This is a genomic window from Sulfuricurvum sp. (assembly GCF_028713855.1).
Classification (GTDB): Bacteria; Campylobacterota; Campylobacteria; order Campylobacterales; family Sulfurimonadaceae; genus Sulfuricurvum.
The window spans coordinates 88,658-106,623 of record NZ_JAQTNN010000003.1 but is presented as its reverse complement, the minus strand read 5'-3'; the positions used below and the strand labels follow the sequence as shown (position 1 = coordinate 106,623).

19 protein-coding genes are annotated in these 17,966 nt (G+C 44.0%); 12 read left to right on the top strand and 7 right to left on the bottom strand.

Features of this window, described 5'->3' with window-relative positions; translation table 11 throughout:
- The 5 genes from PHI47_RS03970 to gyrA form a co-directional block, all read right to left on the bottom strand.
- Complete coding sequence (locus tag PHI47_RS03970; protein WP_299933996.1) at window positions 1-1,029, bottom strand: aspartate-semialdehyde dehydrogenase; 1,029 nt, start codon at window positions 1,027-1,029, stop codon at window positions 1-3.
- Between the two features lie 69 nt (window positions 1,030-1,098).
- Complete coding sequence (locus PHI47_RS03965) at window positions 1,099-2,253, bottom strand: sigma-54 dependent transcriptional regulator (RefSeq protein ID WP_299933994.1); 1,155 nt, start codon at window positions 2,251-2,253, stop codon at window positions 1,099-1,101.
- A gap of 9 nt (window positions 2,254-2,262) precedes the next feature.
- Window positions 2,263-2,667 (bottom strand): hypothetical protein, encoded by a 405-nt coding sequence (locus PHI47_RS03960; RefSeq protein ID WP_299933992.1) that lies wholly within the window; start codon window positions 2,665-2,667, stop codon window positions 2,263-2,265.
- The gene (locus PHI47_RS03955; protein ID WP_299933990.1) at window positions 2,616-3,074 is read right to left on the bottom strand and encodes an LPP20 family lipoprotein; all 459 of its coding nucleotides are present in this window, start codon (window positions 3,072-3,074) and stop codon (window positions 2,616-2,618) included. The genes PHI47_RS03960 and PHI47_RS03955 overlap by 52 nt, the downstream gene beginning before the upstream one ends.
- Window positions 3,075-3,122: 48 nt before the next feature.
- Window positions 3,123-5,603: a DNA gyrase subunit A gene (gene gyrA / locus PHI47_RS03950; RefSeq protein WP_299933988.1), complete on the bottom strand. Its 2,481-nt coding sequence runs from the start codon at window positions 5,601-5,603 to the stop codon at window positions 3,123-3,125.
- A gap of 135 nt (window positions 5,604-5,738) precedes the next feature.
- Here gyrA and PHI47_RS03945 point away from each other — a divergent pair, with 135 nt between their 5' ends.
- The 12 genes from PHI47_RS03945 (at window position 5,739) to PHI47_RS03890 (ending at window position 15,912) form a co-directional block, all read left to right on the top strand.
- Window positions 5,739-6,077 carry a P-II family nitrogen regulator gene (locus PHI47_RS03945; protein WP_299933986.1) on the top strand — a complete coding sequence of 113 codons (339 nt, stop codon included), beginning with the start codon at window positions 5,739-5,741 and terminating at the stop codon, window positions 6,075-6,077.
- Between the two features lie 207 nt (window positions 6,078-6,284).
- Window positions 6,285-7,640 (top strand): ammonium transporter, encoded by a 1,356-nt coding sequence (locus PHI47_RS03940; protein WP_299933984.1) that lies wholly within the window; start codon window positions 6,285-6,287, stop codon window positions 7,638-7,640.
- A gap of 10 nt (window positions 7,641-7,650) precedes the next feature.
- Window positions 7,651-7,989 (top strand): P-II family nitrogen regulator, encoded by a 339-nt coding sequence (locus PHI47_RS03935; protein WP_299933982.1) that lies wholly within the window; start codon window positions 7,651-7,653, stop codon window positions 7,987-7,989.
- An 82-nt stretch (window positions 7,990-8,071) separates the two neighbouring features.
- A complete protein-coding gene (locus tag PHI47_RS03930) occupies window positions 8,072-9,250 on the top strand; it encodes an ammonium transporter (protein WP_299933980.1) in 1,179 nt (392 codons plus the stop codon).
- A 214-nt stretch (window positions 9,251-9,464) separates the two neighbouring features.
- Window positions 9,465-10,874: a phosphomannomutase/phosphoglucomutase gene (locus PHI47_RS03925; protein ID WP_299933978.1), complete on the top strand. Its 1,410-nt coding sequence runs from the start codon at window positions 9,465-9,467 to the stop codon at window positions 10,872-10,874.
- A 1-nt stretch (window position 10,875) separates the two neighbouring features.
- Window positions 10,876-11,883: a dihydroorotase gene (pyrC, locus tag PHI47_RS03920; RefSeq protein ID WP_299933976.1), complete on the top strand. Its 1,008-nt coding sequence runs from the start codon at window positions 10,876-10,878 to the stop codon at window positions 11,881-11,883.
- Window positions 11,873-12,529, top strand: a complete 657-nt coding sequence (locus tag PHI47_RS03915) for a response regulator transcription factor (protein ID WP_299933974.1) — start codon at window positions 11,873-11,875, stop codon at window positions 12,527-12,529. Before pyrC ends, PHI47_RS03915 begins: the two co-directional genes overlap by 11 nt.
- Window positions 12,519-13,352: a HAMP domain-containing sensor histidine kinase gene (locus PHI47_RS03910; protein WP_299933972.1), complete on the top strand. Its 834-nt coding sequence runs from the start codon at window positions 12,519-12,521 to the stop codon at window positions 13,350-13,352. The genes PHI47_RS03915 and PHI47_RS03910 overlap by 11 nt, the downstream gene beginning before the upstream one ends.
- Window positions 13,353-13,805: a TonB-system energizer ExbB gene (gene exbB, locus PHI47_RS03905; protein ID WP_299933970.1), complete on the top strand. Its 453-nt coding sequence runs from the start codon at window positions 13,353-13,355 to the stop codon at window positions 13,803-13,805.
- 10 nt (window positions 13,806-13,815) lie between these two features.
- Window positions 13,816-14,199 (top strand): biopolymer transporter ExbD, encoded by a 384-nt coding sequence (locus PHI47_RS03900; RefSeq protein WP_299933968.1) that lies wholly within the window; start codon window positions 13,816-13,818, stop codon window positions 14,197-14,199.
- Between the two features lie 2 nt (window positions 14,200-14,201).
- Window positions 14,202-14,897: a 2OG-Fe(II) oxygenase gene (locus PHI47_RS03895; RefSeq protein WP_299933966.1), complete on the top strand. Its 696-nt coding sequence runs from the start codon at window positions 14,202-14,204 to the stop codon at window positions 14,895-14,897.
- Window positions 14,898-14,931: 34 nt separating this feature from the next.
- Window positions 14,932-15,912, top strand: a complete 981-nt coding sequence (locus tag PHI47_RS03890; protein WP_299933964.1) for a DUF475 domain-containing protein — start codon at window positions 14,932-14,934, stop codon at window positions 15,910-15,912.
- 18 nt (window positions 15,913-15,930) lie between these two features.
- Here PHI47_RS03890 and PHI47_RS03885 read toward each other — a convergent pair whose 3' ends face one another.
- Window positions 15,931-16,197: a hypothetical protein gene (locus tag PHI47_RS03885; RefSeq protein WP_299933962.1), complete on the bottom strand. Its 267-nt coding sequence runs from the start codon at window positions 16,195-16,197 to the stop codon at window positions 15,931-15,933.
- Window positions 16,198-16,303: 106 nt separating this feature from the next.
- Entirely contained in the window at window positions 16,304-17,938 is a 1,635-nt protein-coding gene (groL, locus tag PHI47_RS03880) for a chaperonin GroEL (protein ID WP_299933960.1), read from the bottom strand.
- Window positions 17,939-17,966: the final 28 nt, after the last annotated feature.

The following is a 17,966-nucleotide window of genomic DNA, read 5'->3' as shown; positions in this document are numbered from 1 at the left end:
TTAGTTTCCTTGCATCTCTACCCATTTTTGGGCAATTCGTACAGCATTGGTTGCAGCACCTACACGAAGATTATCAGCAACAACCCATAAGTGAAGTACATTTTCACGATAAAGGTCATTACGGATACGTCCTACAAAGGTTTCATTTTGATCCATACACAGTGACGGCATTGGATAAATACTCTCTTCCGGTACGTCCATAACGATAATGTTCGGAGCTTTACGCAAAAGTTCTCGTGCTTCATCTGCATTGACAGCACCGTCAAATGTGAGGGTAAGGGTTTCCGCATGACCGCGAAGTGTAGGAATACGGACGCAGGTTGCACTCACCTCGATATCTTTGTGCATAATCTTTTGGGTCTCATTTACCATTTTGAGCTCTTCTTTCGTATAGCCGCTGTCGGTGAAAGAGTCAATTTGCGGAATAGCATTCAGTGCGATACGGTGCGGGAATTTTTTTGGTTCCACATCATCGAGTTTAAATGAGAAAAATGCTTGCATCTGTTCAACAAGCTCTTCCATCGCCGATTTTCCGGCACCGGAAGTTGCTTGATAGGTGCTAACATCGATACGTTGCAAATCGTACGCATCATCAAGAGGTTTGAGTGCTTGAACCATTTGAATGGTAGAGCAGTTCGGATTAGCGATGATTCCGCGATTCCGCCATTGAGCAATATCTTCAGGATTGACTTCAGGGACGACGAGAGGGACGTCCTCAAACATACGAAAATGGCTCGTATTATCGATAACTACCGCACCTGCTTTTGCAGCATAGGGAGCAAACTCAGCCGACACACTTCCACCGGCACTGAAGAGAGCGATTTCGATCTCTTCTTCGGTAAAGACGGTGGGAGTTAGCTCTTTGATAACGAGGTCGTGATCTTTGAACGTAACAGTATTTCCTGCACTGCGTGCACTAGCAAGTGGAACAAGTTTATTGAGAGGGAAATCGATCTCTTCAAAAATACGTAAAATTTCTTCTCCAACAGCACCGCTGGCACCAACGATAGCAACGTTATAACGTTTCATAGGAAGCTTTCCTTGAGGATGAACAGTAGTCACCCGTGAATATTTTTCGCGATTATATCCAATACGGACTTAGATGCGACCTAATCCTCGTGCTTCTAAGAAGAGGTCTTCCGTATCGATTATGGCCCCATCACTCAAAATAGCGGAACGTTCGACGACAGAGATAAGTTCACGAATATTTCCCGGCCAGTTGTATTGTTCCAAAGCGTTACGGGCACTTGGTGTAAATGATTTATTTTCAAAGCCGTACTGTGTGCAGTTTTGGACTAATATTGACTCGGCAATGGAGAGAATTTCTTCGCGTCGTTCGCGCAGCGGTGGAATATGAAGAGGGATAGTGTTAAGACGATAATATAAATCTTCGCGGAATTTTCCGTCGGTTATTTTTTGATGTAAATCCGCATTGGTAGCGCAAATGATACGGACATCGATTTTGGTATTTTTAGAAGCACCCAAACGGCGAATTTCGCGCTCTTGCAAGACACGCAAAAGTTTGGCTTGAAGAGGATAGGGCATCTCGGCAATTTCATCCAAAAACAGGGTTCCCCCTTCGGCTAACTCAAATTGCCCTATTTTCGCTTCGATTGCATCGGTAAAGGAGCCTTTCTCAAAACCAAAAAGTTCACTCTCAATCAGATTATCAGGAATTGCTGCCATGTTGATCGCGACAAAAGGTTTCGAGGTGCGGGATGAACTTTCATGGATGTGACGTGCAAAAAGCTCTTTTCCGACACCGCTCTCTCCAAGAAGCATAATGCTTGCATCCGTTGTTGCGGCTTTGGCAATGCGACCAAGGAGTTTGTCTAATGCAGGTGAACTTCCTAAAAAGCTATTATTCGTGGTGATAGGAGAAAAAGAATCTTTAGGTGTTTTTTTACTCACATTCGCGCTGCGCTCTATGGCGGTAATCAGTGTTTCGATTTCGAAGGGTTTGAGAAGAAAATCTTTTACACCGAGTTGTATCGATTCGATAGCGCGGGTGAGGGTGGCATTGCCGGTGATGATAATTACTTCATACTTTCCACCCAGGGTTTTAACGAACTCGATACCGTCCATTCCGGGCATGTTAATATCACTAATAACGAGATCGAAAGAATCATCGAGTTTTTTAAGGGCATCACGTGCATTTTTAAAAGTGTGAACATCGTATTTATCATAGTCACTCATCGCAATTTCGAGCGATTTACGCATATTAATATCATCTTCGACAATCGCAATTTTCATTTAGAACCCTTATTTTGATAGGGAGATTGTAACAGAGTGATCATTAAACTCGACTGCATAGCATCGTGTCGGAAGGGTGAGGGTTTGGAGACTTTGTACATTGGAAGAAGTTATTGTTTCGTTACTTTTAAGCCGCAGCTCATGCTCGGCGGCATATTCAATAAAAGTACTTCGTTCAAGATTTAAAACAGTTTCAAGTGTCGCACCTGAAAGTCGTGGAAGTGTCAGGATGAAATTGCCGTATTCGGTGCAGGGCTGCATCGCTTTGGATACGGTGAATTGTTCTTCAATGGGTTGAGCATTTTTAGTGGTGAGCCGATATCCTATATAGTAGTTATCGGCTGCGTGGATAAGAGTCGAGATTAATGCAAGACTCGAGAATACGAAAGGGCGATTTCCATTTCGACTTCGCACAGACCCTCTTTAAATGTAGTATTCATGATATTGGCACCGCGAACGATTGCCTCAACCGATGTTTTGGTACTTGATTGTTGCAACATCATATTTTTGATGGTATCTTGCCCTTCGACCTGTACCCCTTTGACCCGTTCTGCGATGAGACGGTATCCGTCCACCATTGCGGCGCGTTTAGCCAATGCGTACGCTTGGGCAGGAGAAGCGGTGACGGAAGGGGCTACCCCTTGACCAGTTACGGTGATAACCAGTTCGTTCTCAGCTTTTAAAATAGGTTCGACACAGTTGCCGTCTGTGCCGCTGTAGACACATTTGACTTTTTGGTCAGAGGATTCATCAGTCGAAAAAATACCCGCTTGCAGTGCAGATACACTGAGCAAAAGGGCGAGAGCAGCAGATAGTCTCATTCTGTTTCCTTGGAAATATTTGGAATAGTTGCTAATGAATAGCAAATACTATTCCAATTCCAAGGTTCCCTCAGGGGTTTCGGACTCTTCTTCCTCTTCGTCTTTCTTCGGACAACGAGAAATACTCGCGACGTCATCGCCTTTAATGATGTAAACACCACTGGTGTTACGCCCCGATTTCGCAATCGTTTGCATGTCGACACGGATCATTTTGCCCGCTTTGGTGAGCGCCATCATATCCATCGTCTCATCAACCATAAGACAACCGACAACCGTTGTTCCGGTTTTGGCATTGAGTTTCATTGCGATAACACCGGTTCCTGCACGGTTGGTGAGGCGGTATTCTTCAGCAGTGGTTCGTTTTCCGATACCTTTTTCACTCACCATCAAGATCTCTTCTTCATCGCTTTTGATAATGTTGGCATCGACAACGACGTCTCCGTCAATTTTGAATTTAATACCGCGAACCCCACGGGTGCTGCGTCCCTGATCACGGGTTTTTTCGATTTCAAATTTGATACACTGCGCGTATTTTGTTACGATAAAGAGATATTTGGTCTCTTCATTTGCGATGTGTGCAGTGATTAATGCGTCATCATCATCGAGAACGATTGCGCGGACACCGTTACTTCGGACGTTCGAGAATTCGCTAAGGGCGGTACGTTTGACAACACCGTTTTGGGTAAAGAATACGAGTGATTTGCTCTCATCAAAATCGGTAGTCGGGATAATCGAGCGGATTTTTTCATCCGCTTCGAGGTTGATGAGATTAACGACTGCTTTACCTTTGGCTGTACGGGAACCTTCCGGAATTTTGTACACTTTGAGCCAGTGGAGCTGTCCGCGATCGGTGACGAACATCAAAGTATCATGAGTGTTGCAGGTATAGAATTTCTCGATAAAGTCATCATCGTAGGTGGTAACGGCAATTTTGCCTTTACCGCCTCGGATCTGTTTTTCATACGCTACCAACGGTACGCGTTTGATGTATCCACGGTGGCTGATGGTGACAACCATCGGCTCATTCGGGATCAAATCTTCGATATTGATATCATCATAGTTGTCTTCAATATCGGTGACACGAGGGATATTGTATTGCTCAACGAGTTCAACGAATTCACCTTTGATAATCCCTTTAAGAACCTCTTCGCTTCGGAGGATGCTCTCAAGATAGTCGATGTGTGCCAAAATCTCTTTGAGTTCATTTTCGATTTTGTCACGCTCAAGACCGGTGAGTCGTTGGAGACGCATATCCAAAATCGCTTGGGCTTGGATCGGTGAAAATCCGAATTCGGAGATCAAACCATTTTTAGCCGCTTCGCCGTCATTGCTTGCACGGATGAGCTTGATAATTGCTTCGATATGATCGAGTGCTTTTTTCAAACCTTCCAAGATATGAGCACGGGCTTTTGCTTTTTCGAGATCGAAAATAGTACGGCGGATAATAACGGTTTTACGGTGGTTGATAAAGTGACCCAACATCTCTAAGAGGGTGAAAACACGAGGTTCTTGATTAAAGACGGAGAGCATGATGATCCCGAACGTAGTCTCCATATTGGTCGATTTATAGAGATTATTGAGGACGATTTCACTCATCGCATCGCGTTTAAGCTCGATAACGACGCGGATACCCTCACGGTCTGATTCGTCACGGATTTCAGAAATACCTTCGATGAATTTGTCTTTTACTAAATCGGCAATGGTTTCGATCAAACGGGCTTTGTTCACTTGATACGGAAGCTCATCAATGACAATAACATCTTTATTCGATTTTTTCTCGATATGAGTTTTGGCACGGATGCGGATACGTCCGCGGCCGGTTTCATAAGCGTCCAAAATCCCTTTTTTACCGTAGATGGTCCCCCCCGTCGGAAAATCGGGAGCTTTGATAAACTGCATGATCTCGATCAGAGAAGCATTCGGATTATCCATCAAGTGTACCAATGCGCTCAAAACTTCATTCGGATTATGAGGAGGGATGTTGGTCGCCATACCGACAGCGATACCACTCGAACCGTTAATAATAAGATTCGGGACTCGTGTCGGAAGAACCTCGGGCTCAAAGGTGGTACCGTCGTAGTTCTCAATCATATCAACAGTGTCTTTTTCAAGATCTTTAAGAAGTTCTCCCGCATAACGGGTCATACGCGCTTCGGTATAACGCATCGCTGCCGCGCTGTCTCCATCAACTGAACCGAAGTTTCCCTGACCGTCTACTAGCGGTGCGCGCATTGCGAAAGGCTGTGCCATACGAACCAAGGCATCGTAAACAGAAGTATCACCGTGCGGATGGTATTGCCCGATAACGTCACCGACGATACGGGCTGATTTTTTGTATTTAGCACCTGCGGAAAGGCTAAGTTTGTCCATGGCATAAAGAATACGTCTATGTACCGGTTTAAGACCGTCCCGGACGTCTGGAAGGGCACGCCCGATGATAACGCTCATCGAGTAATCAAGATAACTGCTCTTGAGTGTGTCTTCTATATTAATGTCATTTATTTCGCTGTTGTCTAGCAGATCGTTCATGCGGTCCCCAAAAGTGAAGATAATATGGCTGATTATAACCGAATGCGCCTTAAAATCTAAAAAATGCTTTGATTTGCTAAATTAGTTAAATAAGGTTACAATTATCCTAGACTATTCGATGGAGCATATACTATAATGAAAAAAATTGAAGCGGTTATCAAACCATTTAAACTTGAAGATGTAAAAGATGCCCTTGCCGAAATCGGTATCACGGGTATGACGGTAAGTGAAGTAAAAGGGTACGGACGACAAAAAGGGCACAGCGAATTGTATCGCGGTGCTGAATATGTTGTTGACTTTCTTCCTAAGATCAAAATGGAAATGGTAGTAGATGATGCAATGGTGGAACAAGTAGTTAACACGGTTGTAGAATCAGCACGAACCGGTAAAATCGGTGACGGTAAGATTTTTATCAGTGATATCAACCAAATTATCCGTATCCGTACAGGCGAAACTGACAGCGATGCGATCTAATCTTTGTACTCGTAATGGCGTTTGAGCCATAACGAGTAATTAAGACACTTCCTCACTCTTCAGTTATATTCTTTCCTTATAATTATAAAATAAGCTTGTTTTTAATTTCACCCTTCAAATTGATTAAAATTTAATCAACCATCTGCACTATTCACTTTCAATTACTCTGTACAATGGTATTCGACATTCAAGTTATAAGGAGAAAAAATGAAAAAGTGGCTTTTAGCTTTATCGCTACTGGGCGTATCGGCATTTGCTGATGACGCTAACGCAACAGCTGTTGTTGAAGCAGTGGCACCTGTACTTAATTCAGGTGATACTGCATGGATGATGATGTCAACAGCATTGGTTATGTTGATGACACCGATCGGTTTGGCATTGTTTTACGGCGGTATGACCCGTTCTAAAAATATTTTGAATACGTTTGCAATGATCTTCGGTGCATTTGCAGTAGCGATGATCGCATGGGTAATCGCCGGATTCTCTATCGCTTTCGGTACGGCAGAAGGCCCGATGAACCAAGTAATCGGTGGATTTGCAAATGTAATGCTTAGCGGTATCAGCTGGACTGATTTTGCAAGTGTTGAGTTGGGACAACTGTATCCTAAATTTGTATTTGTCGCGTTCCAAGGGACATTTGCTGCAATTACCGTTGCTATCGTTGCCGGTTCAGTCATTGAGCGTATGAAGTTCTCTACCTGGATGGTATTTGCATTTGTTTGGACAATCGTGGTTTATGCACCGATTGCTCACATGGTGTGGGGTGGCGGTTACCTTTTCAACGAGGGTGCGCTTGACTTTGCAGGGGGTACGGTTGTTCACATGAACGGCGGTTTGGCTGGACTTGTTTTGGCTGTTTTGATCGGCAAACGTGCGGGTTATCCAAAAGTTGCGATGAAACCGACAAGTGTTATCTTGACGGCTGTTGGTGCCGGTTTACTCTGGTTCGGTTGGTACGGATTTAATGCCGGTTCAGCTTTCGGTGCGAACGCGATTGCCGGTGTTGCTTTCCTAACAACAACCATCGCAGCTTCGGTTGCAACAGTGACATGGATTGTGGTTGAATATATGGTGTTCAAAAAACCGACCCTTCTCGGAGCGGCATCCGGTGCAGTAGCAGGTTTGGTTGCGATCACTCCGGCAGCAGGATTCGTAAGTGTTGGCGGGGCATTAATCATCGGTACCGTTGGTGCGGTAGTAGCATTCTTTGGTGTAACGGCTCTCAAGAAAAAATTGGGTTACGATGATTCTTTGGATGCGTTTGGAGTTCACTTCCTCGCAGGTCTTTGGGGTGCGATTTCAACCGGTATCTTTGCTTTGTACACACCAAATACCGATAACGCTCTTCTTTGGGCAGGGCCGTTGAAAGATTCAGGCGATCGTATGGGACAAATTATGGTTCAAGCTGAATCAGCATTACTTGTAGGATTATTTACTTTGGTCGGTACGATCGTGGTTTACTACATCGCAATGGCATTGACCGGCGGTTCACGTGTTAACGAAGAACAAGAGAGCCAAGGTTTGGATGAGTCTGTGCACGGTGAACGTGGCTTTAACCTATAAGGAGTAAACAATGAAAAAAATTGAAGCGGTTATCAAACCATTTAAACTAGAAGATGTAAAAGATGCTCTTGCAGAGATCGGGATCACCGGTATGACGGTAAGTGAAGTAAAAGGATACGGACGACAAAAAGGGCACAGCGAGTTATATCGCGGTGCTGAATATGTTGTTGACTTTCTTCCTAAGATCAAAATGGAAATGGTAGTAGATGATGCAATGGTGGAACAAGTAGTTAACACGGTTGTAGAATCAGCACGAACCGGTAAAATCGGTGACGGTAAAATCTTCGTCAGCGACATCAGTAAAATTGTCCGTATCCGTACGGGTGAAACAGATATTGAAGCCATTTGATTAAAATTTAATCAATACTTCTTCTACAATCCATTTAATTGGATATATAATGCACACCTTTATCTTAAACTAAAGGTGCTGCATGGATACTGCATACGTTATTGATACCCTCTTTGCCCTCTTTTCAATCACTCTAATTATCTTAATGGTTCCCGGTTTTGCCATGCTTGAAGCAGGTTTGGTTCGGACTAAAAACGTCTCCAGCGTTTTAACCGTCAATGTCATGATTTACGCGGTGGCTTCTATGGCATTTATTTTAATCGGATTTCATTTGGCATTTGGTGATGCTGAGACTACCACTATGAGTAAGTGGGCATTTTTTATGTTCCAAATGGCGTTTGTCGGTAAGGCAATCAATATTATGAGCGGTGGGGTCGGTGAACGGGCTAAATTATTACCGTTGACTTTGTTTACCATTATTATGGGAGCGTTTATTTATCCAACGGCGGTTAATATCAGTTGGGGAAGCGATTGGCTTAAAGATACGCTGTTGGATATCAATATGGTCGATTTAGCCGGGTCTACCGTCATCCACTCTACCGGAGGATGGGCGTTACTTGCGGCTATTTTGGTGATCGGATCACGTAAAGGTCGCTATATAGGTGATCAAATGCGTGTCATCCCTGCTTCTAATATTCCTTTAGTAGTACTTGGTGCGATGCTCCTTTGGATCGGATGGTTCGGATTTAATGGCGGTTCTGTGGGATCGATTGCGACGAAAGAGGCGGCAGACAGTGTCGCTTTAACGATTTTCAATACCAATGTCGCAGGTCTTGCCGGGGCAATTTCAGCAGGGATTTTGATCTACGCTCGTTACAAACTTTTTGATATTACCATGATTCTCAACGGTGCACTCGGCGGGTTGGTTGCAGTTACGGCCGGGGCTCATTTATTTACCCTGTATGATGCGTTGGCAGTCGGATTTATCGGGGGTCTTTTGGTTGTTCTTGCGATTCCTTTATTTGATAAAGTACGTATTGATGATCCGGTTGGGGCATTGTCAGTGCATTTGGTCAATGGTATTTGGGGAACACTTGCCGTAGGAATTTTTGCGAGCGATGCGGCAAAAAACATCACCTTTATGAATCAGCTCAAAGGAGTGGCTGAAATCGCAGTATTTGTATTCACCGTTTCTTTTGTAATTATCTATCTTATCAACAAAGTCTTTCCTTTCCGAGCAACCGATGAGGAGCAGCAGCAAGGACTTGATGTCAGTGAATGCGGACTCGAAGCATACCCTGAATTTAAAAGAGCAATCTGATTTATCACGCCATCGGAACGCGTCCCGATTGGCTACGTTAACACTAGGTTTCCCTCGGCAAGAAGCCCGCGCGCAGCATCCGCGCTTAATTCAAACCTCCTTAACACTTTTGTAACACTTCTACACTATTCTTCTACGGGGCATGTTGCCCTGCAAAAGACTCTTTTAACCACCGCGTTGTATAATTTGTTAATGTTGCTTGAAAAGGGAAAATATGTCTATTTATCGTGAGTATGATATCCGTGGTATTTTTGAAAAAGAGTTGAATGAAGAGACTATTACCCGTTTGGGGTACGCTTTGGCGGATGAAATGAAAGGGTTTGGTGAGTATGTTGCAGTGGGATATGACGCACGAAGCCATTCTCCGATTCTTTTTGAGTATTTGACTGCCGGACTCAATGCGGGAGGGATGAAAGTTCTGGGGATGGGGATGGTTCCGACTCCGGTTAACTACTTTTGTAATTATCAAGAATTTAAGGTGAATGCCGAAGGCAAAGAAGACCCCCTGGGGGGTAATGGTGTAACGGCTTGTGCATCGGTTATGATTACCGGTTCACATAACCCGAGCGAATACAACGGATTTAAAATCACGATCAATAAAGCCCCATTCTTCGGTGAATCGATTTATGCACTTGGTCGCAAGATCGACACATTGGCGTTTCCACCAAAGGTAGAGCGGCAAGTCAGTGAAATCGATGCTTTAAGCCGTTATAAACGTTTTATGGTCGAATCATTCGGCCATTTACGAGGGATGAGCGAGCGGATCGTATATGACTGCGGAAATGGGGTTGCCGGGCTCGCAATCGAAGATATTTTCAATGAATTGGGGCTCAAAACTAAAGGAATTTATGTCGATCCTGATGGCACATTCCCGAATCATCACCCGGACCCGAGTGAAGAGCATAATCTTGAAGACATTAAAAAGCTTCTCGCTTCCGAGGGTGATATTGCATTTGCGTATGACGGTGATGCCGATCGTATCGCCGTATTGACCCCTAAAAACAATATCAAAGGGGACATGATGGCTTTGCTATTTGCCCTCAAGATGAAAAATCCGACCGTCATCGGTGAGGTAAAATGTTCTCAAGTGATGTACGACACATTACGTGAGCGGGGTGCGACTGCCGTGATGTACAAAACGGGGCACTCGAATCTGAAAGTCAAAATGAAAGAACTTCATGCCGACTTGGCGTGCGAAGTAAGCGGACACATATTCTTTGCCGACCGTTATTTCGGCTATGACGATGCGATTTATGCAACATTTCGTATGCTTGAACTGGTGCAAGAAGGTATTGATCTCGATGCGGAGATTGCAAAGCTTCCACAGGTATTTTCAACCGAAGAGATCAAAGTTAAAACGACGGAACAGGAGAAATTCCCGCTTATCGCCAAACTAAAAGAGCTTTTACAAACACCGCCGTCGGATTTTCCTCCTATGCGTGATATCATCGATGTGGACGGTGTTCGGGTGATTTTCGATAAAGGATGGGGGTTGGTGCGTGCGAGCAACACTACTCCTGTTCTTGTGACTCGTTTTGAATCGACAGAGCAAGCCGAAGCGGTACGTTATGAGGACGCACTTAACGCTTTGATTCAAGAAGCTCAAAAACAGTTAAAGGTTTAAGATGAAAACTATCACATTAAGTATGCCGTTGGATATGCATCTGCATCTTCGTGACGGTGAGATGCTCGAATCCGTGGCACCTCTCACGTCTTACAGTTTTAGCGGTGCGCTAGTCATGCCGAATCTTGTTCCACCGGTTACGACGAAAGAGATGGTGAAAGAGTACAAAAAACGAATCAAACATGCTATCGGGCGAGATGATTTCGAACCTTATATGACCCTTTTTTATCAAAATTACAGTCGTGAATTTTTGGAAGATATACAAGATCATATTACTGCGATAAAACTTTATCCCAGCGGAGTAACAACTAATTCTGAGGGTGGTGTATCGAGCTTTGATATTGAAGCAATGCGTGAAACCCTTGAGGCAATGAGTGATCTTGGTATTATTCTTTCAGTACATGGTGAAACAAACGGGTTTGTAATGGATCGAGAAGCCGAGTTTATGTCGGTGTATGAGATGTTAGCCCTTAACTTTCCAAAACTTAAAATCATTATGGAACATATTACCACTGCGGATGCCGTAGCGATGTTGGACCGTCATGAGAATCTGTATGCGACAATCACGGTTCATCATCTCATTATCACCCTCGATGATGTGGCAGGAGGAATGTTGCGTCCTCATTTGTTCTGTAAACCGATTGCCAAACGTCCCGAAGATCGTGCGGCATTGTTGCGTGTTGCACTCGAAGCGCATCCGAAAGTGATGTTCGGTTCTGACTCCGCACCGCATCCGAAACATACCAAAGAGTCGTACGGATGCGGTGCAGGGGTATTTACCGCTCCTATCGCATTGCAACTTTTATGTGAAGTATTTGATGCCCATGAGAAACTGGATAATCTTCAGGCATTCGTCAGCGATAATGCACAGCAAATTTACGGTATTTGTGCCGAATTTAAAGAGGTTGTATTGGTGAAACATGACTTTGTGGTTCCTGATATTTATGGAACGGTTGTCCCCATGAAAGCGGGAGAAATTCTCCGATGGTCGATTGAACGTGTCGACTAAGATTTTGCTGCTCGAAGACGATTTGCTGTTTGGTGAGTCGATCATGGATGTTCTTGAAGAGGAGGGGTTTGAAGTTGTTCATTGTCGAAACGGTCAGGTAGCGCTTGATGCAACTTTCAAAAACCATTTTGATCTCTATCTTCTCGACATCAATGTTCCTCTGATTAATGGTTTATCCCTCTTAAAAGAGCTTCGACGTGCTAACGATACCACACCGACGATTTATCTTACCTCTCATCAGGAGATTGAAACCCTCTCCCATGCGTTTGAAATTGGAGCGGATGATTATCTTAAAAAGCCGTTTAATACCGATGAACTTCTCGTCCGTATTCAGGCATTACTACGTCGTAGTAAAGGGACGAACCGTCTTTGTATCGGAGACTTGTGTCTTGATGAATTGCATAAATGTATTTTGTTAGGGGGAAAAGAGATTCCTTTCTCTCTCAAAGAATATCAACTTATGGCTCTTTTTATTCGCAATGCGGGGGAAATTGTGACCAAAGAGATGATCATGGATAACCTCTGGAACCCCTCTGAGATGATTAGTGACGGAGCGATACGGGTCTATATCAACCGTCTCAAACAAGAGATCGGAAGCGAATTGATCGTTAATATACGTGGGGTAGGATATCGCCTTGTTCCGTAGTTTTACCATCGCTTTAGCATCCTTATACGTGACGACAACCGGTGTTTTAATTGCTGGAATCTATTATGTTCATCAAGTATTGGGTGTTCAAGAATGGGGGATTATCGCATTTGTTTCGCTTCTTATTACTCTTGTGGTCGGAGGTGTATTGGCTAAAATAGCAATTGCACCGTTGCGAGAACATTTTTACCATTTGGAACGTTTTTCGAAAGAGACGCTTCATGAGCTCAATCTCCCGATCAATACAATCACAGCGAATACGCAAATGCTGCGTAAAACGCATAATGATGAAAAGTCCCTCAAGCGCTTAGAGCGGATCGAGGTGGCGGCAGAGATGTTAAAAGAGCGGTATAATGAACTCGATTATTTGATTAAAAAGCAAACAGAGCGCGAATCAATCGAATCCTTTGATTTGCGTGAAGTTGTAGAAGAACGGTTAGGTTTTTTACGTTCTCTTTACCCTGCTGTGCACTGGGAAGTGAATATGGAATCTTGTGAAGTGCGTTTGGATCGGATCGGATTTGGTAAGGTGATCGATAATTTGGTTGAAAACGGGGTGAAATACTCTCCAGTGAACCCTCACATTACTATTTCACAGTACAATTATACCCTCACTATCTGTGATCGCGGAATCGGTATGGATGAGATCACTTTGATGCGCATCTATGATCGTTATTTCCAAAATGATACTACAATACCGGGATATGGAATCGGTCTAAGTCTTGTAAAACGGTATTGTGATCGACATCATATTATGTTGCATGTCTCTTCCAAAATGGGAGAAGGCACGTGCGTTAAACTTGAATTTAAAAAGGGGAAATAAATGGAAAACAGTAGCTGGTTGGAGCTAGCACACTCGGCAGTGGATTATGGGATTATTGGAATATTGGTGCTGATGAGTATCGTCTCATTATGGCTTTTTATTGAGAGGATAATGGCGTATGGATCAGTACGTATCGCTGATTATGAGACCAAAGAGGAACTTGAACTTGATTTGGGAAATAATGTCAGTACGATTGCCACTATCGGATCAAATGCTCCGTATGTCGGATTGCTTGGAACTGTCTTGGGAATTATGATCACATTTTATACGTTAGGTGATGTCGGTGCTGTTGATCCGAAGAAAATTATGACCGGTTTGGCTTTGGCACTTAAAGCAACCGCGATGGGTCTCGTCGTTGCTATTCCTGCTATTGTGTTTTACAATATATTACTCCGTAAAATGGAACGGCTTTTAGCACAGTGGGATATTAACGCTCACCAAAAACGAGGATAAATCTATGAGAATGAAGCGTATCGATACGATAAACGTTATTCCGTTCATCGATATTATGCTGGTTCTTTTGGTGATGGTTTTGACAACCGCTACGTTTATCCGAACGGGTCTTATTCCTGTTGATTTACCCGAAGCCAAAGGGACAGCGGCAGAGCATAAGCCCAGTGAACTCAAGCTTACGATTCAAAAAGACGGGACTCTAATGCTCGGGGAAGAGAAAACACCGATTACTTTGGCAGAATTTGAACAGCGTGTCATTGCCGGCGGTAAAGAGATGACGGTTGTTCTATACAGCGATAAAGAGGCAGCATTTCAAAACTTCGTCGGTGTTATGGATGTCCTCAAACGGTTAGGACATGAACAACTCTATATTGTGACCGATAAGCAGAAATAGTTGTGCATCAAATCAGTAATTACGTTTATGCACGCGATGAACTCTTAGGGTGGGATATTCCTACTGCGCGTCTTCCAAATCCGTATCACGATTTTCCCTACATGGTACTGGAAGGGGTTTTAAGTCCTGCCGAGTGTCGTGCTATCACTGCTCATGCATTAGCGGACAAAGAGGCCGTTCAGGCGGAACTACGTGGAGGTTCCCTCGATACCGCTATCCGTAAAACCGATATCCACACACTTAGCCCTGAACTACGACAAATCTATGATCACCGTTTTGAAGCTATCCGCCAAGAGATCGAAGATTTTTTTGCACTTTCGTTGAGTACGGCAACCGATGTGCAGGTGCTCGGATATGAGAGCGGATCCTTTTATGTCAAACACTCGGATGATGCGAGTGAACTTCGTGACCCACAGGGGAATGTGATCGGCTATCGCACGGTTGCCCCCGAGCGTAAACTCACTACGGTACTTTTTACTACTTCGTACACTCCCCATCCGACAGACCGCGACCATTTCAGCGGCGGAGAATTACTCTTTAACTATCTGTGCGATGAGCATGGCAATACGATAACCCTTCGTCCCGAAGCGGGTGATATGGTCGTATTTTTTAGTAACCCTTATTTCTCCCATGAAGTCCTTAGCGTTAAAGAAGGATACCGTTTAAGCCTAGTTCAATGGCATAATGCTCACAGTTAAGCTATAATTTCCTATCTTTTTTTCAAGGGCATTGATGCGCTATTTTTATACTTCTTTTTTTATTCTTATTATCGGGTTGATTGCCGGATATTTTTTGGGGGGATTTGAGGGGGTTTATATTGCCACTTTATTGGTTGTGTTGGAAATTTCACTCTCATTCGATAACGCCGTGGTTAATGCCAAAATTCTGGATACGATGGAACCAATTTGGCAGCAGCGTTTTATCCTTTTCGGTATGCCAATAGCCGTTTTTGGTATGCGGCTATTGTTCCCGTTGGCGATTGTATCGATTGTAACAGGGATGGGGCTTTTTGAGACACTTCAAGTCGCAATGGATGAGCCGCATCGCTATGAAGCGATCCTCAAAACAACTGAAACGACAATTTTTGCCTTCGGTGGAGCTTTTTTGCTCATGGTTTTTTTGGACTTCTTTTTTCAAGAGCACGATGTGAAATGGGTAACATTTGTAGAGGGTTCCAAAATGATGGAACATTTTTCTGGGGTTGCCAATATTGAGTTAATTACTGCTATTATGGTCGGAATTGGATTGGGGCATATCACTCAGGATTTTGGGGTTGTATTGGCCTTTATGTACGGGGTACTGCTACACTCATTACTCAATATGTTAGATCACTTTCTCTCTTCAGATACAGTCAAAAGCGGTATAGCCGGCTTTATCTATCTCGAAGTGTTGGATGCGAGTTTCAGTTTTGATGGGGTTATCGGGGCGTTTGCTTTAACAAGCAATATCTTTATCATTATGATCGGACTTGGAGTAGGGGCGATGTTTGTACGGAGCATTACCCTTTATTTTGTTGAGCACAAAACACTCTCTGAATTTCGTTATCTCGAGCATGGTGCACACTATGCGATCGGGATTTTGGCGATTATCATGTTGATGAAAATCACAACCCCTATCGGGGAAGCCGTGACAGGAACAATCGGTATCGGACTGATTTCAATTGCCTTTTTGCATTCTATTTGGGAAAATAAACAAGCGAATCAACTGTCGTAAATTTTCTTTGCCGTCTTTTTAGACGGCATCTTTTCTTTTCTTTTTCATCTTATAATATTTGAATATTCCATACATACTTATTATCATCCATGTCGATTCCATTATGAATGAAGCGAGATTCCAGTCGTATACCAGTGATACGATGATAAGCAATGCTCCGATCGTGTTTAGTACGGAGAAGGCTAAATCTTTTGCATCCATCTTTTCAAATTGTAAAAGCATATAAGCGATTATAATGACGATTACGCCAAGTATTCCGGTAAGGTCGGTTAGAGAGAGATTCATAGTATATTCCGAGATCAGGATTGGTGAAGAAGTGTATCGAAGAAGGATTAAAAAGAGGGGGTTTTGTTCAGCAAAATGACACCTGCGTGTCATTTTAATGCTGAACTCACATCATGCCAGGCATACCGCCGCCCATGCCGCTCATATCCGGCATACCACCGGCTTTGTCGTCTTTGATCTCATGGATCGTTGCTTCGGTAGTAAGGAGCATACTCGAAACCGACGTTGCATTGGTCAACGCGACACGTTCAACTTTCAATGGATCGATGATTCCCGCTTCGTACATATCGACGTATTCACCTGTTGCAGCGTTGAAGCCGATATTCTCATTGGTTGCACTAACGATTGTGTTGACGACAACACCCGCATCGTATCCCGCATTCTCAGCGATTTGTTTGACCGGTGCGGAGATAGCGCGAAGGATGATCTCCCATCCGATTTTTTGGTCGCCGGTAAGATCATGCTTCACTTTTGCCGCCGCACGGATCAATGCCGCACCGCCTCCGATAACGATCCCCTCTTCAACTGCCGCTTTGGTAGCTGAAAGTGCATCGTCAACACGGTCTTTTTTCTCTTTCATTTCGGTTTCGGTTGCCGCACCGACTTTGATAACCGCTACACCGCCGGAAAGTTTCGCAAGACGCTCTTGGAGTTTCTCTTTGTCGTATTCGCTGGTGGTTGTTTCGATTTGGGTACGGATCTCTTTGATACGTGAGTTTACCGCTTCTTTATCCCCTGCACCGTCAACGATGGTGGTGTTGTCTTTACTGATAACAACACGTGATGCTTGACCTAGGTCTGCAACCGTTGCGCTGTCGAGTGTACGGCCGATCTCTTCCGAAATAACTTGAGCACGGGTAAGAACAGCGACATCTTGGAGCATTGCTTTACGGCGATCACCGAATCCAGGAGCTTTAACCGCTGTGATATTCAATACACCGCGAAGTTTGTTAACCACGAGCGTTGCCAACGCTTCACCTTCGACATCTTCAGCGATGATGAGAAGAGGGCGTGAGCTTTTTTGAACTTGCTCTAATACCGGTAAAAGGTCTTTGAGATTTGAGATTTTCTGATCGAATAAAAGGATAAACGGATGATCCAATTCTACGATCATTTTCTCAGAGTTGGTGATGAAATACGGGCTGAGGTAACCGCGATCGAATTGCATTCCCTCGACAACGTCGAGTTCGTCATTGATCCCTTTTGCTTCTTCAACGGTGATAACACCGTCACGGCCTACTTTATCCATCGCTTCGGCGATCATAGCACCGATACGTTCATCGGAGTTTGCTGAGATAGTAGCGACTTGAGCGATCTCTTTTTTATCGTTGATCACACGTGATGCGGCTTTAAGCTCTGCCAAAATCGCTTCTGTCGCTTTGTCCATACCCCGTTTCATTTCAATCGGGTTAGCGCCTGCTGTGATGTTGCGTAGACCTTCTTTAAAAATCGCGTTCGCAAGGATGGTCGCTGTCGTCGTACCGTCACCTGCTTCATCCGCTGTGTTGGAAGCAACTTCTTTTACGAGCTGCGCACCCATGTTTTCAAGAGGGTCTTTAAGTTCTACCTCTTTGGCAACCGATACACCGTCTTTGGTAATGCTTGGTGCGCCATAGCTTTTTTGGATGAGGACGTTACGTCCGCGTGGCCCCATAGTAACCTTGACTGCATCAGTGAGTTTTTGTACCCCTGCGGCTAACTTGTTGCGTGCGTCGTCTGAAAAATGGATTTCTTTTGCCATGTTTAGTATTTCCTTCTTATATAGTAGT